General features: G+C 74.0%; 23 protein-coding genes. 7 read left to right on the top strand and 16 right to left on the bottom strand.

What is annotated here, in order from left to right:
• Positions 1-143 precede the first annotated feature (143 nt).
• A complete protein-coding gene (locus DSZ44_RS00200) occupies positions 144-602 on the top strand; it encodes a Dps family protein (protein ID WP_110850592.1) in 459 nt (152 codons plus the stop codon).
• 78 nt (positions 603-680) lie between these two features.
• Here the strand turns inward: DSZ44_RS00200 and DSZ44_RS00195 are convergent, their stop codons facing one another.
• The 3 genes from DSZ44_RS00195 to DSZ44_RS00185 are packed head-to-tail and all read right to left on the bottom strand — an operon-like array spanning position 681 to position 4,530.
• The gene (locus DSZ44_RS00195; RefSeq protein ID WP_110850591.1) at positions 681-1,457 is read right to left on the bottom strand and encodes an ABC transporter ATP-binding protein; all 777 of its coding nucleotides are present in this window, start codon (positions 1,455-1,457) and stop codon (positions 681-683) included.
• 47 nt (positions 1,458-1,504) lie between these two features.
• Entirely contained in the window at positions 1,505-4,126 is a 2,622-nt protein-coding gene (locus tag DSZ44_RS00190; RefSeq protein ID WP_110850590.1) for an ATP-dependent DNA ligase, read from the bottom strand.
• Between the two features lie 35 nt (positions 4,127-4,161).
• Complete coding sequence (locus tag DSZ44_RS00185; protein ID WP_110850589.1) at positions 4,162-4,530, bottom strand: DoxX family protein; 369 nt, start codon at positions 4,528-4,530, stop codon at positions 4,162-4,164.
• Between the two features lie 168 nt (positions 4,531-4,698).
• Here DSZ44_RS00185 and ku point away from each other — a divergent pair, with 168 nt between their 5' ends.
• The 4 genes from ku to DSZ44_RS18125 all read left to right on the top strand — a co-directional run bounded on the left by ku (position 4,699) and on the right by DSZ44_RS18125 (position 6,984).
• A complete protein-coding gene (gene ku / locus DSZ44_RS00180) occupies positions 4,699-5,655 on the top strand; it encodes a non-homologous end joining protein Ku (RefSeq protein WP_110850588.1) in 957 nt (318 codons plus the stop codon).
• Positions 5,656-5,820: 165 nt separating this feature from the next.
• Positions 5,821-6,123 carry a DUF1540 domain-containing protein gene (locus DSZ44_RS00175; RefSeq protein ID WP_110850587.1) on the top strand — a complete coding sequence of 101 codons (303 nt, stop codon included), beginning with the start codon at positions 5,821-5,823 and terminating at the stop codon, positions 6,121-6,123.
• A gap of 55 nt (positions 6,124-6,178) precedes the next feature.
• The gene (locus DSZ44_RS00170; protein ID WP_110850586.1) at positions 6,179-6,832 is read left to right on the top strand and encodes a DsbA family oxidoreductase; all 654 of its coding nucleotides are present in this window, start codon (positions 6,179-6,181) and stop codon (positions 6,830-6,832) included.
• Positions 6,829-6,984 (top strand): hypothetical protein, encoded by a 156-nt coding sequence (locus DSZ44_RS18125; RefSeq protein WP_181424486.1) that lies wholly within the window; start codon positions 6,829-6,831, stop codon positions 6,982-6,984. The genes DSZ44_RS00170 and DSZ44_RS18125 overlap by 4 nt, the downstream gene beginning before the upstream one ends.
• Positions 6,985-6,995: 11 nt before the next feature.
• Here the strand turns inward: DSZ44_RS18125 and DSZ44_RS00165 are convergent, their stop codons facing one another.
• On the bottom strand, positions 6,996-7,871 hold the full coding sequence (locus tag DSZ44_RS00165; RefSeq protein ID WP_110850585.1) for a sigma-70 family RNA polymerase sigma factor: 876 nt from the start codon (positions 7,869-7,871) through the stop codon (positions 6,996-6,998).
• A 12-nt stretch (positions 7,872-7,883) separates the two neighbouring features.
• On the bottom strand, positions 7,884-8,231 hold the full coding sequence (locus DSZ44_RS00160) for a DoxX family protein (RefSeq protein ID WP_110850584.1): 348 nt from the start codon (positions 8,229-8,231) through the stop codon (positions 7,884-7,886).
• 149 nt (positions 8,232-8,380) lie between these two features.
• Between DSZ44_RS00160 and DSZ44_RS00155 the strand changes: the two genes are divergently transcribed.
• Entirely contained in the window at positions 8,381-9,172 is a 792-nt protein-coding gene (locus tag DSZ44_RS00155) for an NAD-dependent epimerase/dehydratase family protein (protein WP_110850583.1), read from the top strand.
• Here DSZ44_RS00155 and proB read toward each other — a convergent pair.
• From proB to DSZ44_RS00105, 10 genes are all read right to left on the bottom strand, one after another.
• Positions 9,169-10,272, bottom strand: coding sequence for a glutamate 5-kinase (gene proB, locus DSZ44_RS00150; protein WP_110851265.1), 1,104 nt, complete (start codon positions 10,270-10,272; stop codon positions 9,169-9,171). The two genes, DSZ44_RS00155 and proB, sit on opposite strands and share 4 nt — an antisense overlap.
• Positions 10,273-10,306: 34 nt before the next feature.
• Complete coding sequence (gene obgE, locus DSZ44_RS00145) at positions 10,307-11,848, bottom strand: GTPase ObgE (RefSeq protein ID WP_110850582.1); 1,542 nt, start codon at positions 11,846-11,848, stop codon at positions 10,307-10,309.
• A gap of 89 nt (positions 11,849-11,937) precedes the next feature.
• Positions 11,938-12,195: a 50S ribosomal protein L27 gene (gene rpmA, locus DSZ44_RS00140; RefSeq protein WP_110850581.1), complete on the bottom strand. Its 258-nt coding sequence runs from the start codon at positions 12,193-12,195 to the stop codon at positions 11,938-11,940.
• A 60-nt stretch (positions 12,196-12,255) separates the two neighbouring features.
• A complete protein-coding gene (rplU, locus tag DSZ44_RS00135; protein ID WP_181424526.1) occupies positions 12,256-12,564 on the bottom strand; it encodes a 50S ribosomal protein L21 in 309 nt (102 codons plus the stop codon).
• A gap of 248 nt (positions 12,565-12,812) precedes the next feature.
• The gene (locus DSZ44_RS00130; protein ID WP_110850579.1) at positions 12,813-13,811 is read right to left on the bottom strand and encodes an iron-siderophore ABC transporter substrate-binding protein; all 999 of its coding nucleotides are present in this window, start codon (positions 13,809-13,811) and stop codon (positions 12,813-12,815) included.
• Positions 13,812-13,857: 46 nt separating this feature from the next.
• Entirely contained in the window at positions 13,858-14,688 is an 831-nt protein-coding gene (locus DSZ44_RS00125; RefSeq protein ID WP_110850578.1) for an ABC transporter ATP-binding protein, read from the bottom strand.
• On the bottom strand, positions 14,685-15,737 hold the full coding sequence (locus DSZ44_RS00120; RefSeq protein ID WP_220035047.1) for a FecCD family ABC transporter permease: 1,053 nt from the start codon (positions 15,735-15,737) through the stop codon (positions 14,685-14,687). Before DSZ44_RS00120 ends, DSZ44_RS00125 begins: the two co-directional genes overlap by 4 nt.
• Positions 15,734-16,789 carry a FecCD family ABC transporter permease gene (locus DSZ44_RS00115; protein ID WP_110850577.1) on the bottom strand — a complete coding sequence of 352 codons (1,056 nt, stop codon included), beginning with the start codon at positions 16,787-16,789 and terminating at the stop codon, positions 15,734-15,736. The genes DSZ44_RS00120 and DSZ44_RS00115 overlap by 4 nt, the downstream gene beginning before the upstream one ends.
• A 19-nt stretch (positions 16,790-16,808) precedes the next feature.
• On the bottom strand, positions 16,809-17,822 hold the full coding sequence (locus DSZ44_RS00110; RefSeq protein ID WP_110850576.1) for a siderophore-interacting protein: 1,014 nt from the start codon (positions 17,820-17,822) through the stop codon (positions 16,809-16,811).
• Between the two features lie 70 nt (positions 17,823-17,892).
• Positions 17,893-18,552, bottom strand: coding sequence for a 4a-hydroxytetrahydrobiopterin dehydratase (locus tag DSZ44_RS00105; RefSeq protein ID WP_110850575.1), 660 nt, complete (start codon positions 18,550-18,552; stop codon positions 17,893-17,895).
• 71 nt (positions 18,553-18,623) lie between these two features.
• Between DSZ44_RS00105 and DSZ44_RS00100 the strand changes: the two genes are divergently transcribed.
• Positions 18,624-19,079 (top strand): hypothetical protein, encoded by a 456-nt coding sequence (locus tag DSZ44_RS00100; RefSeq protein ID WP_110850574.1) that lies wholly within the window; start codon positions 18,624-18,626, stop codon positions 19,077-19,079.
• Between the two features lie 30 nt (positions 19,080-19,109).
• On the opposite strand, the gene DSZ44_RS00095 is transcribed toward DSZ44_RS00100, so the two are convergent.
• The gene (locus DSZ44_RS00095) at positions 19,110-23,060 is read right to left on the bottom strand and encodes an Rne/Rng family ribonuclease (RefSeq protein WP_110850573.1); all 3,951 of its coding nucleotides are present in this window, start codon (positions 23,058-23,060) and stop codon (positions 19,110-19,112) included.
• Positions 23,061-23,432 lie beyond the last annotated feature (372 nt).

The following is a 23,432-nucleotide window of genomic DNA, read 5'->3' as shown; positions in this document are numbered from 1 at the left end:
CGTAAGGAGGACCCGTCGCGACATGCGCCCCACTCTACCGCAGCGGCTGTGGGAGGCGGCGGACCAGGCCCCGCCATATGCTCGGCAGCGTTCGTCATCGTCGTCGCGGGCACAGGACGTGCGCCGCGGAAGGGAGAGAGCAGATGGCTGCCAAGCCCACGGAGAAGGTCCTCACCAGCCTCCAGGAGACCCTCGTCGACCTCATCGACCTGTCCCTGCAGGCCAAGCAGGCTCACTGGAACATCTACGGGTCCCACTTCCGCTCCGTCCACCTCCAGCTCGACGAGGTCACCGCCGAGGTGCGCCTCGCCTCCGACGACGTCGCGGAGCGGCTCGTGGCGATCGGCGGCGAGCCGGACGGCCGGGCCTCCACCGTGGCGAGCTCCACGCGGGTCGAGTCGCTGTCCGGCGGCCGCCTTCCCGACGACAAGGTCATCCGCCAGTTCGAGGAGCGCCTCCAGTCGGTCGCGGACCGCATCAAGTCCACGCTCGACGACGTCGAGGAGAGCGACCCGCTGAGCCACGACCTCCTCGTCACGGTCGCCACCGGTCTGGAGAAGCAGGCCTGGATGTTCCGCGCCGCCAGCGGCGACGCCGGCTGACCCACTCCCCCCCTCTCACGCCGACAGCCGGACTCCTCCGCGGAGGGGTCCGGCTGTCGCCGTGAGAGGCGAGGGGCGTCAGCGGAAGCGCTGCGCAGCGAGGGGCGCGGCCTCGGCGAGCTCGCGGACCGTCGGGTGCTGCTCCGCGTCGCCGAGCAGCTCGCCGAGCGGCCCGGTCGCGACGAAGGTGCCCTCGGACAGGACGTGGACCTCGCGGCACGTGCGCTCGACGAGCTCGAGGTCGTGGGAGACGAGGACGACGGCGGTGTCGAGCTCGGCGAGGAGGCCCGCCAGCCGCCGGGCCAGGTTGACGCGGGACTGCGGGTCGACGGCGGTGAGCGGCTCGTCCAGGACGAGGATCTCCGGCCGGGTCGCGAGCGCGGCCGCCAGCGCCACCCGCTGCTTCTCCCCGCCCGAGAGCGTGACGAGCCGGCGGGTGGAGAAGCCCGCGGGGAGCCCGACGGCGTCGAGCAGGTCGCCCATCGAGGTCGCATGCGTCCGCCCCGCCTTGCGTGCCTCGCCCAGCGCGAGGCCGAGGCTGCGGGCGACGGTGAGCCGCGGGTCGGTGACGGTGAGGGAGTCCTGGGAGGTGAAGCGCACCGAGGCCTTGAAGGTCTTGCCCTCCCGGCGCGGCAGGCGGTGGACCGGGCGGTCGTTGAAGGTGACCGTGCCCTGGACCGGCCGGATCTGCCCGTGCAGGGCGCGCACGAGCGTCGTCTTCCCGGCGCCGGAGGGCCCCACGATCCCGAGCGGAGCGTCGCCGGACCGGATCTCGAGGTTCACCCCACGCAGCACGTGCGTCCCGGGGTAGCCCGCCCACAGGTCGTCGGCACGGAGGACCGCGTGAGTCGCCATCCCAGCTCCTTTCGTCCGAGCGCACTCTACGTCCTCGGGCTGGGGGCTCAGGACTCCCGGACGACGTCGGCCGGCTCCTTGTCCGGGCGCCAGCCACGCCATCGCGGGTGGCGCAGCCGCCCGGTGGAGGTCCACTCGGCGAACTCGACCTCGGCGACCCGGCGCGGCGTCACCCAGCGGGCGTCGCGGGCCTCGGGCCGGGGCACCTCGAGCGGGGCGGTCGTGCGCTCGTCGCGCCCCAGCTCGCGCGCCCACGTCGCGGCCTCACGCTCGGAGAATCCCGTCCCGACCCGTCCGATGTAGCGCAGCTCGCCGTCGTCGGGCAGCGCGAGGAGGAGGGAGCCTACCTTGCCGGCGCGGGTGCCCTGGCCGGGCCGCCAGCCGACCACGACCGCCTCCTGGGTGCTCGCGTGCTTGATCTTCAGCCAGGAGCGGCTGCGCCGTCCCGGGGTGTACGCGGAGTCGCGCCGCTTCGCGACGACGCCCTCGAGGCGCCACTGGCGGCTGGCCGCGACCGCCGCCTCGAGGTCGCCGTCGAAGGCGGGCGGGATCTCGACGAGCGCGCACCCGCTCGGGTCGACGACCTCCTCGAGGGCCTCGCGCCGCTCGTCGTAGGTGCGGCGCAGCAGGCTCGTGCCGTCGACGGCGAGCGCGTCGAAGAGCATGAGACGCACCGGGTTCTCGCCCGCGGCGCGGGTGATCGCGCGTGCGTCGGTGAGCTGGATGCGCTGCTGGAGGAGGCCGAAGTCGGGGCGGCCGGTGTCGGTGAGCGCGACGATCTCCCCGTCGAGCACCGCGGTGCGCGCGTCGACGCACTCGGCGAGGCCGGCGAGCTCGGGGTAGGTGTCGGTCACCTCCCGGCCGCTGCGGCCCACGAGCCGCACGGTCCCGTCCTCGACGAGGACGACGGCGCGCACCCCGTCCCACTTCATCTCCACCGCCCACTCGGCCGAGGCGTCCAGGACCGTGGCGTCGCTGAGCGTGGCGAGCATCGGGACGACGAACTCGGGTGGCGCGCCAGGCGCCGAGGTGCCGGAGCCCGCGCGCTCCCGTCCGGGCCGGGTGCCGCCCGCGCCGCGACCGCCGTCGTCGTCCTTCTCCCCCTCCGAGGGCGAGCCGCGGCGGGCCCGGCCACCGCCGTCGTCGGTGTCCTCCCCCGTCGAGGGCGAGCCGCGGCGGGCCCGGCCACCGCCGTCGTCGGCGTCCTCCCCCGCCGGCTCCTTGCCGCTGCCGCCCGCACCGTCGGGAGTCGACATGAGGTGGATGAGCCAGTGGTTGTCCTCGCCCTCGGACCGGCCGCCGGTGTGGATGAGCGCGAAGCGGCTCGTGCGGCCCGGGCCGTCGGGGCCGGCGAGTCCGCCGTCCTCCTGCCCGGTGAGCGTGACGATGACCTCCTTGCCCTCCCGCCACTTCTCGAAGGTGTAGGTGCCGGTGTCCCAGATCGTCATCTCCCCGGCGCCGTACTCGCCCGTGGGGATGGTGCCGGAGAAGGTGAGGTACTCCATCGGGTGGTCCTCGGTCTGCACCGCGAGGTGGTTCTTCCTCGGGGAGGTCGGGACGCACTTGGGCAGCGCCCAGCTGACGAGGACGCCGTCGTGCGCGAGGCGCAGGTCCCAGTGCAGGCGGCTGGCGTGGTGCTCCTGGATGACGAACGCGAGGGTGCCGTCGTCGGGGGCGACGACGGCCGGCACGGGCTCCGGGGTCCTCGCGGCGTCGCGCTTGGCGCGGTAGACCTCGAGCCGGTCCCGCTTGGGCTGCCCGCCCGCCTGGTCGGCCGCCTCCGCCAGCGCGGCCATCGGGTCCCCGCGCCGCTCGACCCGCTCGACGACCTCCCGCAGGTCCAGGTGCCGCAGCCGCGGGTGGGTGAGCTCGCGCCACGTCCGTGGGGCGGCGACCATCGGCTGCTCGCGGCCGCGCAGCGAGTAGGGGGCGATCGTCGTCTTGTTCCCGTTGTTCTGCGACCAGTCGACGAGCACCTTCCCGCGGCGCAGCTCCTTCTTCATGTTCGACACGACGAGGTCGGGGTGGTCGGTCTCGAGCGTGCGGGCCAGCTCCTTGGCCACCTCGCTCACCTCCTCGGAGGTGGCCGTGCCCGGCAGCGCGGAGTACAGGTGGATGCCCTTGGACCCGCTCGTCACCGGGACCGGGTCCAGTCCCATGCCCTGGAGGATGTCGCGGGCGAGCACGGCGACCTCGACGCACTCGGCCAGGCCGGCGCCCTCCCCCGGGTCGAGGTCGAGGACGAGGCGGTCGGGGTTGCGGCGCTTCCCGTCGCTGCCCACCCGCCACTGCGGGACGTGGACCTCCAGCGCCGCGACCTGGGCGAGCCACGCGAGCGTCGCGGCGCTGTCGACGAGCGGGTAGGTGTTGACGTGGTCGCTGTGCTGGATCTCCGCCCGCTCGACCCAGTCCGGGGCGCTCGACTCGACGTTCTTCTGGAAGAAGACCTGCCCCGGGTCCTGCCCCGTGCCCGTGCCGTTCGGCCAGCGCTTGCGGGTGGCGGGACGGCCGGCGCAGTGCGGCAGCATGACGGGCGCGATCCGGGAGTAGTACTCGAGGACGTCGGCCTTGGTCGTGCCAGTGGCCGGGTAGAGGACCTTGTCGAGGTTGGTCAGGCGCAGCCGGTGGCCGTCGACCTGCACCACCACGGGTCCGCCGTCCGTCACCATGGCGCCATGCTGCCCGGCGGGCGTGGGCCCCGCACCTACACGGGGTACTCGGTGAGCCGCAGCGCGGTGAGCGCCCCGGCGACGAGCGCGAGGACGAGCGGGACGGCGAAGGGTTCCCGACGGCGCAGGTGGAGCGCCGTCGCGACGAGCATCATGACGGCGAGCGCCCCCGAGGCGATCGGGACGAGGTGGACCGCGCGCTCGAGGACGGTCGGCAGGACCAGCCCGAGGGCGCCGGCGAGCTCGAGCAGCCCGATGCCCTTGAGCGCCGCCGGGTGGATGTCCTGGACGTAGGTCATCCCGCTGTCGTAGAGCGCCTGCCGTGAGCTGACGACCTTCGAGACCCCCGACCCCAGGAAGACGACCGCCACCACCGCCGTGGCCACCCACAGCCAGATCTCCATGCCCGCTCCTCTCGCGCGTCCCTGCGCCGCGTCCACCGTAGGGGTGAAGGTGCCGTCCTGTACGGGTTTTGGCGTCGCCTCTCCCCCTGGCTCCGCTGGCGGGAGTACGGTACGGGCACTTCACTGGGGACGACGGACGAGGGCCGGCCCCGCCGGCGAGGAGGCACCATGCGCGCGATCTGGAAGGGCTCGATCACCTTCGGGCTCGTCAACGTCCCGATCTCGGTCTACAGCGCCACAGAGAGCCACGACCTTCGCCTGCACCAGGTCCACGACGCCGACGGCGGCCGCATCCGCTACCAGCGTCGCTGCGAGATCTGCGGCGAACCTGTCGAGTGGGACCACATCAACAAGGCCTTCGACGACGGTGACCGGACCGTCGTCATCACCGACGACGAGCTCTCCGAGCTGCCGACCGAGAAGTCGCGTGAGATCGAGATCCTCCAGTTCGTGCCCAGCGACCAGGTCGACCCGATCATGATGGCCAAGACCTACTACCTGGCCCCGGGCTCGACCTCGGCGAAGTCCTACGCGCTGCTGCGCCGCACGCTGGAGGAGACCGACCGGACGGCGATCGTCTCCTTCACCCTGCGCCAGCGCACCCAGCTCGGGGCGCTGCGGGTGCGTGAGGACGTCATGCTCCTGCAGACCCTGCTGTGGGACGACGAGGTGCGCGAGCCCGACTTCGCCGGAGTGGACAAGGACGTGCGGATCAGCGCCAAGGAGCTGGAGATGAGCCAGGCGCTGGTGGAGAACTTCTCCGGCGACTTCGACCCCTCCGAGTACACCGACGAGTACCAGGCGCAGCTGCGCACCCTCGTCGAGGCCAAGCTCGAGCAGGGCGAGGCCGTGGACACCGAGGAGACCTTCGGTACCGACCGCGAGGAGGGCGAGGAGGCCGAGGTGCTCGACCTCATGGAGGCCCTGCGCCGCTCCGTGTCCGCCGCCAAGGAGAAGAAGACCGGGGCGTCGTCCGGCTCCGGCGGCTCCGGCTCGAAGGCCTCGTCGTCCTCGTCCGCGAAGAAGTCGACGACCTCGTCGAAGGACGAGGCGAAGAAGCCGGCAGCGAAGAAGAAGACCGGCACGACCGCCCGCAAGAAGACGGCGAGCAAGAAGACCGCCTGAGGTTTAAGGACACGCACCCGTTGCGTTTATCGGAATTATTGAGGTAAGGCTTTCCTCACCTATTCTGTTCTCCTTTTTCTGCTGCATTTGCGGTCATTTCCGTCTATTCTCGTGACCATGACGCCGCGCGACCCGACGGGCGGCACGAGGACGAGGAGCACGACGATGAGCGCTCTGGCGGAGCTGCCCCCGGTCACCGACTGCGCGGTCACCGGCTGCGGGTTCAACCACGACCACGACTGTCACGCCGCCGCGGTGACGATCGCCGGCGCGAGGGGCGACGCCGCCTGCGTCACCTTCATCCCGCTCGGCACCAAGGGCGGCCTCGACACGGTGCTCGCCCACGTCGGCGCCTGCCAGCGCACCGACTGCGTGCACAACGCCGACCTCGAGTGCACCGCGACGGAGATCCGGGTGGGTGCCGGCGGCTCGGAGGCCGACTGCCTCACCTACACCGCGCGCACCTGAGCGGGAGTCCGGCGCCGTCGGGAAGAAGCCGGTGGCGCCCGTGGTTGGCGCTGTCATGACCACACCTGTTCACGTCGACGTCTGGTCCGACATCGCCTGCCCCTGGTGCTACATCGGCAAGCGGAAGTTCGAGGCCGGCGTCGCCGCCTTCGACGGCGACGTCACCGTCACCTACCACTCCTTCGAGCTCTCCCCCGACACCCCGGTGGACTTCGAGGGCAGCGCCGCGGACTTCCTCTCCCAGCACAAGGGCATGCCCCTCGAGCAGGTCGAGCAGATGCTCCAGCGGGTGACGGCCATCGCTGCCGAGGTGGGGCTGGACTACGACCTCGGCTCCGTGCACCAGACCAAGACGCTCCTGGCCCACCAGGCCCTCCATCACGCGCGCGAGCAGGGGCTCCAGCTCGCGCTCGTCGAGCGGCTGTTCGCGGCCTACTTCGTCGAGGGCCGGCACGTCGGCAAGGTCGACGAGCTCGTGGCGCTCGGGGCAGAGGCCGGTCTCGACGCCGAGGACCTGCGGACCGCCCTCGAGGACGGGACGCACGCCGACGCCGTCGCCGCCGACATCGCCCAGGCCCGCGCCTACGGCATCCAGGGCGTGCCCTTCTTCGTCATCGGCGGCAGGTACGGCGTCTCCGGCGCCCAGCAGCCGGCCGTCTTCACCCAGGCCCTCGAGCAGGTCCGCAGCGAGACGGTGGCGGCACGGTGAGCGAGCCGGTGCTGCCCGCGTTCCCGCCGCCCGCGGGCTTGACGATGGTCGGCGACGACGACGCCGGCACCTGCGTCGACGGCGTGTGTCACGTCCCTGCGAGCGACACCTCGAGGGACGACGCCGGGCCCCGGGCCGGCGCCGACGGCTGAACCGACCCTGGTCACGTCCGCCGGCCGTCGAGCCCCTCGATCTGCAGGCGCGCGAGCCCCTCGGGGTCCGCGACGACGTCGATGCCGCTGATGCGCTCGCCCTGGACGGTGAACGTCAGCACGACCGACACGTCGCCGGCCAGCGCCATGACGAGTGCCGCCGTCCCGTCGACGAGCGCCACCTCGGTGACCCGCGCCCGCGCCGCGGAGGCGACCGCGCTCTGGGCGACAGCCTCGGCACCGCGCAGGACGACGGGCCGGCCGCCAGGCACGGCGTGCGAGTCGGCCCGCAGCACGACGGCGGGGTCGAGGATGCGGATCAGCGCCTCGAAGTCCCCGGTCCGGGTCGCGGCGAGGTAGGCGTCGACGAGCCGCCGCTGCCGACCCGGGTCTCCCGGCGGCGGCTCGGAGCCCCGGACGCGCCGGCGAGCCCGGCTCGCGAGCTGGCGGGCCGCCGCCGGTGAGCGCTCGACGCTCGTACCGATCTCCTCGAAGGGCAGGTCGAACATGTCGTGGAGCACGAACGCCAACCGCTCGGCCGGCGTGAGGCTGTCGAGGACGACGAGCAGCGCCAGCCCCACCGAGTCGGCCAGCACCGCCTCGTGCTCCGGGTCCGGGCCGCCGTTCGCCTGGTTGGTCAGCTGGGCGTCGAAGGGTTCCTCCCGCCGTCGTCGGCGCGACCGGAGCATGTTGAGGGACACCCGAGCCACGACCGTCGTCAGCCATGCGCGCAGGTTCTCCACGTCGTCCGTCTCCGCCTGCGCGATCCGCAGCCACGCGTCCTGGACGGCGTCGTCGGCCTCGCTCACCGAGCCGAGCATCCGGTAGGCGACCGCCCGCAGGTGCGGGCGGTGCTCCTCGAAGCGTTCGGACAGCATCTCGTCCATCACCTCACGCTCTCAGACCACGCTGCCGACGGACAGGGTCCCGACCACGGGCACGAGGTACAGCAGCGGGTACGGGATGTGGGAGTAGGAGCGGGCACGGACCACGGTGACGACGGCGCCGGTGAAGTACAGGACGAGGCCGACGCCGGCGATGACGCCGATGACCGGGACGGCCAGCCCGACGAGCAGGCCGACCGCGCCGGCGAGCTTGGCCAGCCCGAGCCACGGCCACCACCCGCGGGGCACGCCGTACTCGGTGAGAGCGTCGACGACCCAGCTCGCCCCCCGCAGGAGGGAGACGGCCGAGAACCCGACCCAGACGGCGACGAGGACGGTGAGGACGAGGGGAAAAGCAGACATCGCGAGCTCCTTGACGTGTGTGGGGCGGCCGTACGGAAGCCCCATCCCTGTGCGGTCAAGAACGTGGACACCGCCGGGCGCACGGGTGTGACAGCGGGGCGTCGCCGGCTGCGGAGGCGAGGTCCGTGCACCCGCTGCACGATGGGTTCATGACCTCTGACACGCGACGGACCAGGGTGCTGCTCACGGGTGCGACCGGCGGCATCGGAGTACTGCTCGAGGAGCGCCTCGGGACGGACTACGACCTCGTGACCCACGGGCGCCACCCGGCCACCGAGGAGCAGGAGGACACGCTCAACATCGCCGACCTCGACGACTACGACGAGGTCCTCGGCCTCATGGACGGCGTCGAGGTCGTCGTGCACATGGCCGGGGCCGCGTCCCCGGAGTCGGGCTGGGACGCCGTGCTCACCGCGAACATCGTCGGCACCCGCAACGTCCTCGAGGCCGCCCGGGAGGCCGGCGTGCGCCGCGTCGTCTTCGCCTCCTCCAACCACGCGATGGGGATGTACGACCGGCTCGGCGAGTGGCCCGTCTACCCCCACCACCTGCCGCGACCCGACTCCCTCTACGGGGTGTCGAAGGTCTTCGGAGAGGCGCTCGGGCGCTTCTACCACGACGAGCACGGCCTGGAGTTCGTCGCCCTGCGCATCGGCTGGTACACCGACGACCCGCTCGACGCGGACGAGGACGTGCTCCGGGCGATGTGGCTGAGCCCCGACGACTGCGAGCAGGTCGTCCGCCGCGCCATCGAGGCCGACGTCCCCTACGGCGTCTACTACGCGGTCTCCGACAACCCCAACCGCCGGTGGGACCTCACCAACACCATGCTCGAGCTGGGCTACCGCCCCAAGGACGACTGGACCGAGCTCCCCGGCGCCCAGGAGGACGTCGTCGAGGGCGGCAAGGAGGCCCCGGACAGCTGGCCCGAGGGCTCCTAGTAGCGGCTGACGATGACGAGGTCGTCGCGGTGGACGACCGGCCGCGGGTGGGAGGTCCCGTCCTGCTCCTGGAGCTCCGCCGTCGTCCGTCCGCGCATCTCACGGACCTCGCCGGCGCTGTAGGCGACCAGGCCGCGGGCGATGACGACGCCGTGGGGGGTGGCGAGCTCGACGGGGTCCCCGGGCTCGAAGTCGCCCTCGACGCCGGTGATGCCGGCCGCGAGGAGCGAACGCTTGCCGTGGGTGATGGCGTGGATCGCGCCGTCGTCCAGGACGAGCCGCCCGCTCGTGCGCGCCGCGTGGGCCAGCCACAGCCGGCGGGCGCTCTTGCGCCGGCCGGTGGCGGCGAACCACGTGCCCACCGGCTCCCCGAGCAGCGCCCGCTCGGCGTTGTCGGCGACGGTGAGGACGACGGGCACCCCTGCGCTCGTCGCGATCGACGCGGCCTCGAGCTTCGTCACCATGCCGCCGGTGCCGATCGACGTGCCGCGGCCGGTCACCTCGACGCCGTCGAGGTCCTCCGGGCCGCGCACCTCGGGGATGCGGCGGGCGCCGGCCCGTGAGGGCGGGCCGTCGTAGAGACCGTCGACGTCGGTGAGGAGGACGAGTGCGTCGGCGCGGACGAGGTGCGCGACGAGCGCCGCGAGCCGGTCGTTGTCCCCGAAGCGGATCTCGTCGGTGGCGACCGTGTCGTTCTCGTTGACGATCGGCACGACGCCGAGCGCCAGCAGGCGGGCCAGTGCCCGCTGGGCGTTGCGGTAGTGCTGGCGGCGGATGAGGTCCTCGGCGGTGAGGAGCACCTGCCCCACGCGGCGGCCGTGCTCGGCGAAGGCCTCGGTGTACCGGGCGACGAGGAGGCCCTGCCCCACCGACGCGGTGGCCTGCGCGGTGGCGAGGTCGGTGGGCCGCATCGGCAGACCGAGCGGCGCGATGCCGGCCGCGATCGCCCCCGAGGAGACGAGGACGACCTCCTGGCCGGCGGCCCGCCGCTCCGCGACGACGGCAACGAGCCGGTGGATCCGGTCGACGTCCAGCCGGCCGCCCGGCGCGGTCAGCGACGAGGAGCCGATCTTGACGACGACCCTCCCGGCGTCGGCCATGGCGGAGCGGTCGAGGAGTGGCGGGGTCACGACACTATTGTGCCGTGGGCGGGTCCTCGGGCTCGGGCGTGGCCCAGTGTCCGGACTCGCGCTCGGTCCACAGCTCCTCGCGGGCGGCGGTCTTGGCGTCCATCCGCTCCTGGTACTCCCGGCGCTTGTCCGCACGCGTGGTGCGGGGCGCGTAGGCGGCCTCCTCGACGCGCAGGTCGCTGCCGCGCCGGCCGAGCAGCTCCGCCCCGGTGGCCATCGTGGGCTCCCAGTCGAAGATCACGCCGCCCTCGACCGAGCCGATGACGACCTCGTCGCCCGGCCGTGCGCCGGCCTTGAAGAGCTCCTCCTCGACGCCGAGACGCGCAAGTCGGTCGGCGAGGTAGCCGACGGCCTCGTCGTTGGCGAAGTCGGTCTGGCGGACCCACCGCTCGGGCTTGGAGCCGCGGACCTGGAAGAAGTGGCCCTCGTGGCGGTTGCGCCGGGTGACGGTGAACCCTGCGTCGTCGACGGCCCTGGGACGCAGCACGACGCGTGCCGGCTCGGCGGGCGGCGCGGCGGCCCGGGCCTGGGCGACGAGCTTGGCCAGCGCGAAGGACAGCGGGCGCAGGCCCTCGTGGCTGGCGGCGGACACCTCGTGGACGGGCAGGCCGCGTCCCTCGAGCTCGGCGCGCACCATGTCCGCGAGCTCACGCGCCTCGGGCACGTCGATCTTGTTGAGGACGACGACGCGCGGCCGCTCCCCCAGCGGCAGCCGGCCGCTCACCGTGAGGTCCTCGGCGTAGGCCGAGAGCTCCGCCTCGATGGTGTCCAGGTCGCTCACCGGGTCCCGGCCCGGCTCGAGGGTGGCGCAGTCCAGGACGTGGACGATGACGGCGCAGCGCTCGATGTGGCGCAGGAAGTCCAGCCCCAGGCCCTTGCCCTGGCTCGCGCCGGGGATGAGGCCGGGCACGTCGGCCACGGTGAAGCGCTCGTCGCCGGCCTGGACGACGCCGAGGTTGGGCACGAGCGTGGTGAACGGGTAGTCGGCGATCTTCGGCCGCGCCGCGGACAGCGCCGCGATGAGGCTCGACTTGCCCGCGCTGGGGAAGCCGACGAGCGCGACGTCCGCGACGCTCTTGAGCTCGAGGACGAGGTCGGCGGTCTCCCCCTCCTCACCGAGGAGGGCGAAGCCGGGGGCCTTACGGCGCGGGGAGGCGAGGGCGGCGTTGCCCAGCCCGCCACGTCCACCGGCGGCCGCGACGAGCCGCGTACCGGCACCGACGAGGTCGGCCAGCACCTCTCCGTCGGCGGTCTTGACGACGGTGCCGTCCGGCACAGCCAGGACGAGGTCCTCTCCGTTGCGTCCGTTGCGCATGTCTCCCGCGCCCTGGGCGCCGTTCGTGGCCCGGCGGTGCGGGGAGTGGTGGTAGGCGAGCAGCGTCGTCGTCTGCGGGTCGACCTCGAGGATGACGTCACCACCGCTGCCGCCGTTGCCGCCGTCGGGCCCGCCGAGGGGCTTGAACTTCTCTCGGCGGATGGAGGCGACACCGTTGCCACCGTTTCCGCCTGCCACGTGCAGCACGACACGGTCGACGAAGCTGGCCATCTCTCCTCCTAGGACTGGGGCCGGGTACAGCAGCGGGGGCGGACGGCTCGTGCCGTCCGCCCCCGCCGGGAAGCGTGAAGCGCTGTCGCTCAGGCCTCGGCCGCGACGATGTTGACCGTCTTGCGGCCACGGCGCGTGCCGAACTCGACGGCGCCGGCGGCCAGGGCGAACAGGGTGTCGTCCTTGCCGCGGCCGACGTTGTCGCCGGGGTGGAACTTGGTGCCGCGCTGGCGGACGATGATCTCACCGGCGTTGACGACCTGGCCGCCGAAGCGCTTGACGCCGAGGCGCTGCGCGTTCGAGTCGCGGCCGTTCCGGGAGGAGCTGCCGGCCTTCTTGTGTGCCATCTCTGGGCCTGCTTTCGTGTCGTGCGAACGAGGGGGACGGCCCGGGGAGGGCCGCGACGATCAGTTGATGCCGGTGACCTTGACGCGGGTCAGCTCCTGGCGGTGGCCCTGGCGCTTGCGGTAGCCGGTCTTGTTCTTGAACTTCATGATCGTGATCTTCTTGCCGCGCTCGGCACGCACGATCTCGGCGGTGACGGTGACCTTGGCCAGGTCGTCCGCACCGGTGGTCACCTTGTCGCCGTCAACGAGCATGAGCGGGGTGAGGTTGACGGTCTCACCAGCCTTGCCGTCAACCTTGTTCATGACGACGACGTCGCCGACGGACACCTTCTCCTGTCGGCCGCCGGCCTTGACGATCGCGTACACCACGTTGCTGCTCATCTCTGTCGTTACGGGGCCTCGCGCAGCGGCCGGGCGACCGGCGCGCACGAGACGCACAAGGGGAGGTGCGTCTGAGACGCACCGACGTTCCAGGGTACGCGGCGCGTCCCCGTCGGGCAAATGTCCGCGGCCCCCCAGGCCCGCGGATCCGGTGTGGTTTCGCGCACACCACGCCCGGCTCGCGGGACCATCCTACGCCGGTGCCGCGGCCCGGGCGGGGCCCGGGCCGCGGCGGGTCAGCCGACCTGGTCGACGGCGGCGCTGATCGCCTCGACGTAGTCCTCCAGGCCCCAGTCGATGGACAGCGCGGTGGGCGGGGACATCGCCGCGATGAGCTGGTCGCCGGTGATGTTGGCGATCGCACCGTCCTGCACGGCCGGGATCGCCTGGGCGTAGGACTGGGACAGGAAGGTCTCGACCTCCTCCTCGGTGCTGGCGTAGTTGACGACGACGTCGGCCTCGAGCTGGTCGGTCTGCTCGTAGGACAGCGAGTAGACGAAGCTCTCCCCGCCGGAGTCGAGCTCCTCGACGGACGGGGCGCTCTCCAGGCCGAGGTCGAGGAGGAAGTCGACGCGCGAGTCGGCCGGCTTGTAGACGTAGAACGTGCCGCCGACGTCCCAGATCGCGGCGACGGTGACACCGCTGAGCTCGGGGTGGGCGGCGGCCGTCTCCTCCAGGGTGGCGTCGAGCTCGGTGACGAGCTCCTCGGCCTCCTGCGTCATGCCGAGGGACTCCCCGACGATCGAGACGACGTCGCGCCACGGCGTGGTCCACGGCTCCTCGGGGTAGACGACGGTCGGGGCGATCTCGCCGAGGATCTCGTACTGCTCCTCGGTGATGCCCGAGTAGGGCGCGAGGATGAGGTCGGGGTCGAGCGCGTCGATGTCCTCGTAGGCCGGCTCCTCGACGGTGGCCGGGAGGATCGTCGGCTCGGCCTCGACCTCGCCGAGCGCCTCGTTGACCCACGGCAGCAGCCCGTTCTCGTCGACGGCATAGGTCTGGGCCTCGATCCCGACAGGGACCACCCCGAGCGCGAGGGCGGCCTCGGTGGAGCCCCAGCCGAGGGTGACGACGTCGGTCGCGTCGGCGGGGATCTCCGTGCTGCCGAAGGCGTGCTCGATGGTGAGGGCCTGCTCGTCGGTGGTGTCGTCGGCGGGCTCCTCCGAGCTGCCGCACGCGGACAGGGCGAGGGCCACGGTGGCGGTGAGCGCCACCGGGATGAAGCGTCGGGACACTGAGGTCTCCTTGTTCAGGGGTGTGGGCGGGGGTCGGGGCGGGTGGTCAGGGCAGGCCGAGCCCGGCCGCCGGTCGCCTGACGGCTCCGGAGCGGCCGATGGGCACGACCATGGGCGAACCGGTCACCGGGTCGGGCACGACGCGCGCCTGGAGAGCGAACGCGTCGGCCACGAGCTCGGCGGTGAGGACCTCGTCGGGCCGTCCGAGGGCGGTGATCTCGCCCTCGCACATGACGACGAGGTGGTCGGCGTACCGCGCGGCGAGGTTGAGGTCGTGAAGGACCATGGCCACGGTCGTGCCGCGCTGGCGGTTGAGGTCGGCGAGCAGGTCGAGGACCTCGAGCTGGTGGGTGACGTCGAGGAAGGTCGTCGGCTCGTCGAGCAGCAGGATGTCGGGGTCCTGGGCCAGGGCCATCGCGATCCACACCCGCTGGCGCTGCCCTCCGGACAGCTCGTCGACCCGCCGGGAGGCGAGCTCGAGCGTTCCGGTGGCGTCGAGTGCCGCGGCGACGACGCCGTCGTCCGCCGCGTCCCACTGACGGAACCAGCCCTGGTGGGGGTGGCGCCCGCGGCCCACGAGGTCGGCGACGGTGATGCCCTCCGGCGCGGTCGGGCTCTGCGGGAGGATCCCGATCGTGCGCGCGACCTCCCGGGAGGGCAGGGAGTGGAGGGGCCGGCCGTCGAGGAGCACGCTCCCGCCGGCCGGCCGCAGCAGCCGTGCCAGGCCGCGGAGGAGGGTCGACTTGCCGCAGCCGTTGGGGCCGACGACGGCGGTGACGGCGCCGGGCGGCAGCGCGAGGTCGAGCCCGGTGATGACCTCCCGGCCGTCGTAGGCGAGGCAGAGCCCGGCGGCGCGCAGCTCGTGGGCGGCGGTCACGGGGTGCCTGCCCGACGGTCGGCGGTGGCGAGCAGCCACAGCAGGTACGCGGCCCCGACGGCGCCGGTGACGATTCCCACGGGGACCTCCAGGGAGGGGATGAGGTGCTGGGCGACGATCTCGGCGGCGAGGACGACGACGGCGCCGACGAGGGCGGCCTGGCCGAGCACCGTCCCGCCGGTCGGCAGGAGGCGCCGCGCGATGGGCGCGGAGACGAAGGCGACGAACGCGACCGGGCCGGCGAGAGCGGTGGCCGAGGCGGTGAGGGCGACGGCGAGCGCGAGGGCGAGCAGCCGGGTGCGCTCGACCCGCACGCCCAGGCCGCCGGCGGCCTCGTCGCCGAGCCCGAGCGCACGCAGCTGGCGGGCGACCGCGACGACGAGCGGGGTAAGCGCCGCGACGACGACGGCGAGCACGGTGACGTCGCCCCACCGGGGGGTACCGATGCTGCCGACCATCCACACGAGCGCGGACCGGACGTCGTTGACCTCACCACGGGTGAGGAGGTATCCGATCGCACCGTTGACGACGAAGGCCGCGGCGACGCCGATGAGCACGAAGCGGAACCCGGTGACGCCGTCACGCCAGGCGAGCAGGTAGATCGCGGCGGCCACGGCGGTGGCCCCGAGGAAGGCGGCCAGGCCGACGACGGCACCGCTGAGCCCGAGGGCGAGGATCGCGAACGCCGCGGCGAGGCTCGCCCCGCCGCTGACGCCGAGGATGTCGGGGCTGGCGAGCGGGTTGCCGAGGACCGACTGGAAGATCCCGCCGGCGATCCCGAGGGCGACCCCGACGAGCACGCCGAGCACGACGCGCGGCAGGCGCAGTCGCCCGATGGTGAACTCACCGCCCCCCTCTCCCCCGCCGAACAGCCCGGCGAGGTAGTCGAGCGTCTCGGCGGTGTGGCCGCCCCACACGAGGCTGAGCCAGGCGAGCCCGAGCACCGCGGTGGTGAGGAGGAGCGTGACGGTGAGGGTGCGTCGTCGTCGGGCGTGGCGGACGGTGCGCAGGACCTCGTGCGCGGGTACGGGGGCGAGGGTCGTCGTCACAGTCCGGCCAGCCGGGAGCGACGGACGATGGCGATCATGACGGGCGCGCCGACGAGGGCGACGACGAGACCGACCTCGAGCTCCCCGGGCCGGGCGACCAGGCGCCCGATGACGTCGGCGATGAGGAGGAGCGCGGGTCCGACGACGACGGCGAAGGCGAGGACCCAGCGGTAGTCCGGGCCGGTGAGGGGGCGGACGATGTGCGGCACGACGAGCCCGATGAAGACGACGGGCCCGGCGAGGGCGGTCGCCGCGCCGGCGAGGAGCACGGCGGCGAGCACGGCGAGCAGCCGGGAGCGGCGGATGTGCAGACCGAGACCGCGGGCGAGGTCCTCGCCCATGGACAGCAGGTTGAGCGCCCGGCCGGACAGCAGGGCGAGGGCGGCGCCGACCGCGAGGAACGGCAGGAGGGTGAGGACGACGTCGGCGCCGGTCCCGCTCCCCCGACCGGCCAGTGAGCCCACGGCCCAGAACCGGTAGGTGTTGGTCGCCGACGTGCTCCCGAGGAGCAGCAGGGTGAGCACCGAGGTGATGCCCGCGGTGAGCGCGGTGCCGACGAGGGCGAGCTTCACCGGCGTGGTGCCGGAGCGGCCCGTCGACCCGATGCCGTAGACGACGACCATCGCGGCCGCGGCGCCCGCGAAGGCGAACCACACGTAGCCCGAGGGGCTGGTGATCCCCAGGCCGGTGATCGCCAGGACGACGGCGAGGGAGGCGCCCGCGTTGATGCCGAGGAGCCCGGGGTCGGCGAGCGGGTTGCGCGTGACCCCCTGCATGACGGTGCCGGCCAGTCCCAGCGCGGCACCGACGAGGAGCCCGGTGACGGTGCGCGGCAGGCGCTGGTCGAGGACGACGTTGTGGTCGTTGTCGCTCGGTACCCGGTCCGTCAGCGCCTCCACGACGGTGCCGAGGGGGATGTCCCGGGCCCCGAGGGCCAGGCTGGCGGCGAGGACGACGAGGAGCACGACGGTCGCTGCGGCGAGCGCGAGCAGCCGGCGCCGGGTGAGGTCCGGTTGTCGTCGCTCGGGCCTCGGGGTGAGGGTCTGGGTCATCGACGGGTGGTGCGGCCGGTCACTGCGCCTCGGCGCGGCCCTGGCGCCAGTAGCCCATGAACGCGACGCGGCGCCGGCAGACCCCCGCCTCGCTGACGAGCAGGCGGCGCAGCGCCTTGATGACGGCGGCCTCACCGGCGAACCAGGCGTAGAAGTCCGACCCGCACCGCTCGCCGCGGCCACAGCTGTCGATCGGCTGGATCTGCAGGACCGGGGAGTCCCAGAGCAGCTGGGTGTCGACGTCGACGTCCTCCAGCGCCTGGCGGACGACGGCGCGGGCGTCGTCGACGACGGCGGCATGGCCGGCGACCCAGGTGCGGACCGCCGGGAGGAGCTCCTCGCCGTGGGCGCGGTCGCCGCGGACGAGCCAGGTGAGCTCCGCGCCGGGCGGCAGGGCGACGTCGAGGACGTCCCCGGCCGCGGGGACCTCGACGAAGGCGGTGGCGCGCCGGCCGGGCGGCAGGCTCTCGAGGATGGAGCAGATCGCCGGGGCGGCGGTCTCGTCACCGGCGAGAAGGAGCTCGGTGGCGGTCCCGGGAGCCCAGTCGGCGCCGATCGTGTGGTCGCGGGAGCGGGTGTCAGGACCGACGAGGACGAGACGGTCCCCCGCCTGGGCGCGGGTGAGCCAGCGCGAGGCGGGGCCGACGTCGCCGTGGAGGACCATGTCGATGTCGACCTCGCGGTCGGCGGGCCGCACGGCGCGCACGGTGTAGGTGCGGAAGGGGCCGCGCCGGTCCTCCGGCGTCTGGCGCCAGCGCTCGTACCAGGTGCCGGCGAGGATGGTCTCCTCGTCCTCCTGGCCGACGTCGGTGAGGTGGCCGTCCGCGAGCGGCAGCAGGAGCTTGACCCGCTGGTCGTGGCCGTGGGTGCCGAACCACCGCAGGTCGGGGCCGGTGAGGGTGACCCGGCGGAAGCTCGGGCCGAGGACCCGCACGCCGGAGACCTCGACGGCGAAGGGCCGGTACGCGGGACGCTCGTCACGGGGGACGTCGTGCGCGGCGACCGTGGTCGCGCCCTGTGGTGAGGTAAGCATTACCTAAGTAGAACACCTCGACGCCGACCGACGCCAGACCCGACGCCGCCCGTCCGTCCGGGGAGGGGGCTCAGTGCCCCTCGCGCCAGGTGCACACGCGGACCTCGACCCCCTCGGGATCCGCCAGCACCCAGCGTGTCGGCGCCTCGGCGTCGGACACGAGCCGCCCACCGGCGTCCACCGCGGCCTGCACGCGTGACTCGGCGACGTCGTGCGGGACGTGGACGTCGAGGTCGAGCTCCCCCCGTGGCGCCTCGCCGGAGGCGCGCCGGAACCACACGTGCGGGAGGCGCCCGTGGGGGTCGGACAGCTCGCCGTCGTCCTCCTCGTAGCCCAGGACCGCCGCCCAGAAGGCGCGGACCCGCTCGGGGCTGGCCACGGTGATGCCGATCTCGAGGTCGTTGACGCGACGCGGGTCGAGCGGGACGCCGAGCTCCTCGGCGATCTCCGTGATGCGCTCCGCGAGCACGATGTCCGCCTCTGTCAGGGTCCCCCGCGAGTGCGTGGTGACCAAGACGTGCAGCGACGCGTACCGCAGGTCGAGGTCCGGGTGGTGGTCCATCTCCTCGGCGACGGCGACGATCCGGTCGACGATCCTGGCGCCGACGGGCATCGCCCCCGTGCGCAACGTGGTGCGCAGGAAGTGCCGCACCACCCTCCAGCCGCTCAGTGTGGTTCGCGCGGAAGCGTCCTCCGCGCTGACTGCTGTTTGTTCAAGCACGCTCCCCATCTGCGTACCTTCGCACCGGGCGGGCGTCTGGACAACCTGGCGATGTCGGTGGTCGGTGGGACGCTGACCACATGGACGACGACGCACGGGTTCCCCTGTCCGGGGCGCAGCTCCTCGCGTCCTTCTTCGCCTCCGCGCCCACCGCGACGCACCCGTCCGTGCGGGCCCGGGTGCCGCGCGTGCGCGCCCACCTGCTCACCTACCTCGACACCGAGGCGGAGGTGTGGCTGACCCCGGACGAGCTCGTCCTCGTGGGTGCCGAACGCCAGCTCGAGCCGCAGGACGCCGTCGTGCGGGTGACGGGCGTCGAGGTCGTCCTCGCTGCGCTGCCGGGCTTCTGCCACCCGGCGTGGCTACTGCCCGCCACGCTCGACGCCCGCGCGCAGCTGCGGCTGGTGGCCGGGCTGCGGGAGTGGGCCGGCGAGCACGGGCAGCTCTCGGCCCAGGCCGCGATGCACCTGCTCCCCCGGGTGGACGAGGCGGTACGCCGTGCCCAGGCCGGCCTCAACGGCTCACCCGCCCCGTGAGGGCACGGGGCGGGTGAGCGGGAGCTGACGTCAGGCGGTGACGGGACCGCCGGAGGTCACCCGGCGCGACCGGCGCTTGCGGGTGCCGGACTGCTCGGGGGCGTCCGCCGCCGCTGCCGGCGCGTCCGCGGCAGGTGCCGCGCCCGTCGCAGGTCCGGCGTCCGGCGCAGGTCCGGCGTCCGGCGCCGGCGCGGGGTCCGTCGTGGATGCGCTCGCCTTCGCGGGCTCGGCACCCTTCTCGGGTGAGGAGGCGGCCTCCGCAGGAGCAGCGGCCGTGGCGGACGCGGTCCGGCGCCGCCCGCCCCTGGCCCGGGGTGCCTTGGCGGGCGCGTCGGCCTGGCGGGCAGCCGGGTCGGTCACGGCCTCGGCCGGTGCGCCGTCCTGCGCCTCCCCGTGATCGCCGGCGTCCTCGCGCCCGGCGGGAAGCGCGGCGGCGAGCGCCTCGAGCGAGGCGCGCACCTCGTCCGCGGACCGGGGCGCGTCGGTCTCGGGCTCGGCGGAGCGGGCCGCGGGCAGCGGCACCGTGCCCGGCTCGGCGGCGCGCTCGCGGCGCGGCGCCTTCTCCTGCGCGGGTGCCTTCTCCTGCACGGGCGCGGCGTCCGGTGCGGCGTCGCTCGCCGTCCCGTCCTCCTCCTCGGCGTGCGCCTGGGCGGCCGCGGCGGCGATGGTCGCCAGCGTGGCCTTGACGGCCTCGCGGGCCGCGACGGCCTCGGGGTCGTCCGCGACGGGCGCGGGGGCAGGGGCGGGGGCCACCTCGGCGGGACGACCGCCGGTGGGGGCGGCGCCACGCTTCTTGCCACGACGGTTGCCACCCTCGGCGGCGACGGGCGTCGCGCCCTTCTCCACGGGGTGGTCGTGCACGATGAAGCCACGCCCGCCGCAGTGCTCGCAGGGCTCGCTGAAGGCCTCGACCAGTCCCTGACCCACACGCTTACGGGTCATCTGGACCAGCCCGAGGGAGGTCACCTCCGCCACCTGGTGGCGGGTGCGGTCCCGGCCCAGGCACTCCACGAGCCGGCGCAGCACGAGGTCCCGGTTGGACTCGAGCACCATGTCGATGAAGTCGATGACGATGATGCCGCCGATGTCGCGCAGCCGGAGCTGGCGGACGATCTCCTCGGCGGCCTCGAGGTTGTTCTTCGTCACCGTCTCCTCGAGCGTGCCGCCCGAGCCGGTGAACTTGCCGGTGTTGACGTCGACGACCGTCATCGCCTCGGTGCGGTCGATGACGAGCGAGCCGCCGGAGGGCAGGTAGACCTTGCGGTCCATGCCCTTGGCCAGCTGCTCATCGATGCGGTGCTCGGCGAAGACGTCACGCGAGTCGGTCCAGTGGTGCATCCGGTCGGCGAGGTCCGGGGACAGCTGACGGACGTAGGTGGAGATGGTCTCCCACGCGCCCCCACCCGAGACGGTGAGCGAGCGGAAGTCCTCGTTGAAGACGTCGCGGACGACGCGCACGGCGAGCTCCGGCTCCCCCTTGAGGAGCACCGGCGCGGACTTCGCCGAGGAGGCGGCGGCCTCGATCTCCGCCCACTGCGCGGTGAGGCGCTCGACGTCGGCACGAAGCTGCTCCTCGCTCGCGCCCTCCGCGGCGGTGCGCACGATGACGCCCGCACCCTCGGGGACGATCTGCTTGAGGAGCTTCTTGAGGCGGGCCCGCTCGTTCTCCGGCAGCTTGCGGGAGATCCCGGTCATCGCGCCCGAGGGCACGAGCACGAGGTAGCGACCGGCGAGGGTCACCTGCGAGGTGAGACGGGCGCCCTTGTGCCCGATCGGGTCCTTGGTGACCTGGACGAGGACGGGGTCCCCCGAGGACAGCGCCGCCTCGATGCGGCGGGGCTGCCCCTCCTTGCCCATGGCGTCCCAGTTGACCTCACCGGCGTACAGCACGGCGTTGCGGCCCTTGCCGAGGTCGACGAAGGCGGCCTCCATGCTCGGCAGGACGTTCTGCACCCGACCCAGGTAGACGTTGCCGACCATCGAGGTCTGCGTCTGCTGGGCGACGTAGTGCTCGACGAGCACGCCGTCCTCGAGGACCGCGATCTGGGTGCGACCGTCGCGCTCGCGCACGACCATGTCGCGGTCGACCGCCTCGCGGCGGGCGAGGAACTCGGCCTCGGTGATCGTCGTCCGGCGGCGACCGGCGTCACGCCCGTCGCGGCGGCGCTGACGCTTGGCCTCCAGGCGGGTGGAGCCCTTGAGGGCCGTGATCTCGTCACGAGCCGCGCGGCCCTCGCGGGAGGTCGCCGAGCCGTCGTCACCGCGGCTGCGGCGGCGCCGGCGGCGACGGCGGCTGGCGCCCTCGCCGTCGTCGTCGGCCTGGTCGTCGCTGTCGTCCGAGTCGTCCTGGGCGTCCGACTCCTGCGCGTCGACGGTCGCGGTGTCGGCCGCCGCGGCGGCCTGGTCCTCGGTGTCCTCGGTGGACTCGGAGTCCTCGGACTCGTCGGTCGACTCGTCGCGGCCGTTGCCACCACGGTTGCGGCGGCCGCGGCCCCCGCGACGACGACGACGGCGCGCGTTGCCCCCCTCGCCGTTGCCCTCGCCGGTGCCGGCGTCGGTGGACTCGGTCGTGGTCTCGGTGGCCTCGTCGGTGGTCTCCGCGGCGGCCTCGGTGGTCGCGGCGGCGGTGTCGGCGGGCTGCTCGGGAGCGGCCTCGGCCGCCGGCTCCTCGGGCGTGGCCGCGGGCTCCTCGGCGGTGTCCGTGCGGCGGCGCGGGGCGCCACCCTCCGCGCGGGAACGACGGCGCGCGCGGCTCGGGTCCGGAGCCTGGAAGAGCAGGGCCGTCGCGGGCAGGCGGACGTCCTCCGACTCCTCCTCCTCGGTCTCCTCGTCGGCTGCCTGCTCGGCGGCGCTGAAGGAGGCGAGGACGTCGAGCTTCTGGCCGGCGTCGCGGGCGGGACGGCGCGAGCGCGACCGTGCGGGTGGGGTCTGCTCGGCAGCGGCCTCGTCGGCGGCGGGCTGCGCCGCCTCCTCGGCGGGCTGCTCGGCTGCGGCCACGTCCTTGGCCGGACGGGCCTTGCGGGAGCTGCGCGCGGGCGCCTCGGTCGAGCCGGACTCGGCGGCGGGTGCGCTGGCGGCGGGAGCGCCGGCGGCGGCGCCGGCGCGGCGGCCGCGGCCCCTGGCGGGCTTCTTCTCGGCGGGGGCGTCGGTCGCGTCGGCGGCGGTCGGGGCGTCGGTCGTGGTCTCCGTCGCGGCAGCGGCGTCGGTGGTGGTCTCCGTCGCGGCAGCGGCGTCGGTGGTCGTCTCCGTCGCGGCAGCGGCGTCGGTCGCCTTGGCGGTCTTGGACCTGGACGACGTGCCGCGGGCCTTGCGGGGCGCCTTGGCGGGCGCGGCGGTGTCCGCGTCGCCGACGGTCGGCTCGGGGGCGGGTGCCTGCGCCGCGGCCTCGTCGGCCGCGGGCTGCGCCTCGACGGCCTTCGGCTCGGCGGTCTTGGCGGTCCGGCGGCGCGGGGCGCGCTTGGCCGGGGCGGCGGTCTCGGCGGTGGGCGCCGCGGCCTCGGCCGCGGGCTCGGCCTCACCGGCGGGCGCGGTGGCGTCTGCCGGCTCCGCGGCGGCCTTGGGCGTCGTCTTGCGGGCCCGGGGCGCGCGCTTGGCCGGCGCCGGAGCGGCGTCGTCGCTGGTCGCGGTCGCGGCGTCCTCGGTGCCGGTCGCGGCGTCGTCGGCGGCAACGGGCGCCTTGCGGGCCCGGGGGGCGCGCTTGCGCGGCGCGGCGGGGGCACTCTCGGCCGCGTCGGTGGAGGGGCCTGCGTCGGCGGAGGCGCTCGCGTCGGCGGACGCGGCACCCGCGTCCGTGGCTGCCGTCTTGGCTGCCGTTTTGCGGGGAGCGCGCTTGCGCGGCGGTGCCGCGGCCTGCGGCTCGGCGGCGGGCTGGGCCTCGGCGGGCGCCTGCTCGGGGGCGGGAGCCGTGGTGGCGCGGGTGGCGCGGCGTCGCTTGGGCTGCTCGGCGGGCTGTGCGGAACCGGCGTCTGGTGTGGTCGTCATGGAACTGTTCCCTCGCCGCGGTCGCCGTCCACACCACCAGCGCCGCGGCCTAGTCGTCGTCACCAGCGGGGGCCGATGACGGAAGTCATGTGTTCACGCCCTCACCACGCCGGGTGGCGCGTTCGGACGGCGACGGCTTCGCAGGCGCCGCTCGTCCGTCCCGGAGGACGTCCGGCGAGGCCTCCCGCCGCTTCAGCAAGCAGCGCACTCACCCGGATGGTGAGGCGGCGCGAAGTCGAGGCGAGTACCTACGTCGTCGTCGGGCCGCTGAACGGGGTGTGGACCTGTCCCTCGACCACGAGCAGTATCGCACAGGGCGCCCGGAGCAGCGCGGAGGACACCCGGCATGGGGCCCGGGACCTTGGTCCCGTC

The organism is Georgenia satyanarayanai, assembly GCF_900116375.1.
Lineage (GTDB): Bacteria > Actinomycetota > Actinomycetes > Actinomycetales > Actinomycetaceae > Oceanitalea > Oceanitalea nanhaiensis.
The sequence above is the reverse complement of the archived record's forward strand: the minus strand, read 5'-3'. Positions and strand labels throughout refer to the sequence as shown.

Bases quoted from the DNA above. Each gene is read 5' to 3' on its own strand.
- DSZ44_RS00200 (WP_110850592.1), top strand. From the start codon at position 144: ATGGCTGCCAAGCCCACGGAGAAGGTCCTCACCAGCCTCCAGGAGACC.
- DSZ44_RS00195 (WP_110850591.1), bottom strand. From the start codon at position 1,457: ATGGCGACTCACGCGGTCCTCCGTGCCGACGACCTGTGGGCGGGCTAC.
- DSZ44_RS00190 (WP_110850590.1), bottom strand. From the start codon at position 4,126: ATGGTGACGGACGGCGGACCCGTGGTGGTGCAGGTCGACGGCCACCGG.
- DSZ44_RS00185 (WP_110850589.1), bottom strand. From the start codon at position 4,530: ATGGAGATCTGGCTGTGGGTGGCCACGGCGGTGGTGGCGGTCGTCTTC.
- ku (WP_110850588.1), top strand. From the start codon at position 4,699: ATGCGCGCGATCTGGAAGGGCTCGATCACCTTCGGGCTCGTCAACGTC.
- DSZ44_RS00175 (WP_110850587.1), top strand. From the start codon at position 5,821: ATGAGCGCTCTGGCGGAGCTGCCCCCGGTCACCGACTGCGCGGTCACC.
- DSZ44_RS00170 (WP_110850586.1), top strand. From the start codon at position 6,179: ATGACCACACCTGTTCACGTCGACGTCTGGTCCGACATCGCCTGCCCC.
- DSZ44_RS00165 (WP_110850585.1), bottom strand. From the start codon at position 7,871: ATGGACGAGATGCTGTCCGAACGCTTCGAGGAGCACCGCCCGCACCTG.
- DSZ44_RS00160 (WP_110850584.1), bottom strand. From the start codon at position 8,231: ATGTCTGCTTTTCCCCTCGTCCTCACCGTCCTCGTCGCCGTCTGGGTC.
- DSZ44_RS00155 (WP_110850583.1), top strand. From the start codon at position 8,381: ATGACCTCTGACACGCGACGGACCAGGGTGCTGCTCACGGGTGCGACC.
- proB (WP_110851265.1), bottom strand. From the start codon at position 10,272: ATGGCCGACGCCGGGAGGGTCGTCGTCAAGATCGGCTCCTCGTCGCTG.
- obgE (WP_110850582.1), bottom strand. From the start codon at position 11,848: ATGGCCAGCTTCGTCGACCGTGTCGTGCTGCACGTGGCAGGCGGAAAC.
- rpmA (WP_110850581.1), bottom strand. From the start codon at position 12,195: ATGGCACACAAGAAGGCCGGCAGCTCCTCCCGGAACGGCCGCGACTCG.
- DSZ44_RS00115 (WP_110850577.1), bottom strand. From the start codon at position 16,789: ATGACCCAGACCCTCACCCCGAGGCCCGAGCGACGACAACCGGACCTC.
- DSZ44_RS00110 (WP_110850576.1), bottom strand. From the start codon at position 17,822: ATGCTTACCTCACCACAGGGCGCGACCACGGTCGCCGCGCACGACGTC.
- DSZ44_RS00105 (WP_110850575.1), bottom strand. From the start codon at position 18,552: ATGGGGAGCGTGCTTGAACAAACAGCAGTCAGCGCGGAGGACGCTTCC.
- DSZ44_RS00100 (WP_110850574.1), top strand. From the start codon at position 18,624: ATGGACGACGACGCACGGGTTCCCCTGTCCGGGGCGCAGCTCCTCGCG.
- DSZ44_RS00095 (WP_110850573.1), bottom strand. From the start codon at position 23,060: ATGACGACCACACCAGACGCCGGTTCCGCACAGCCCGCCGAGCAGCCC.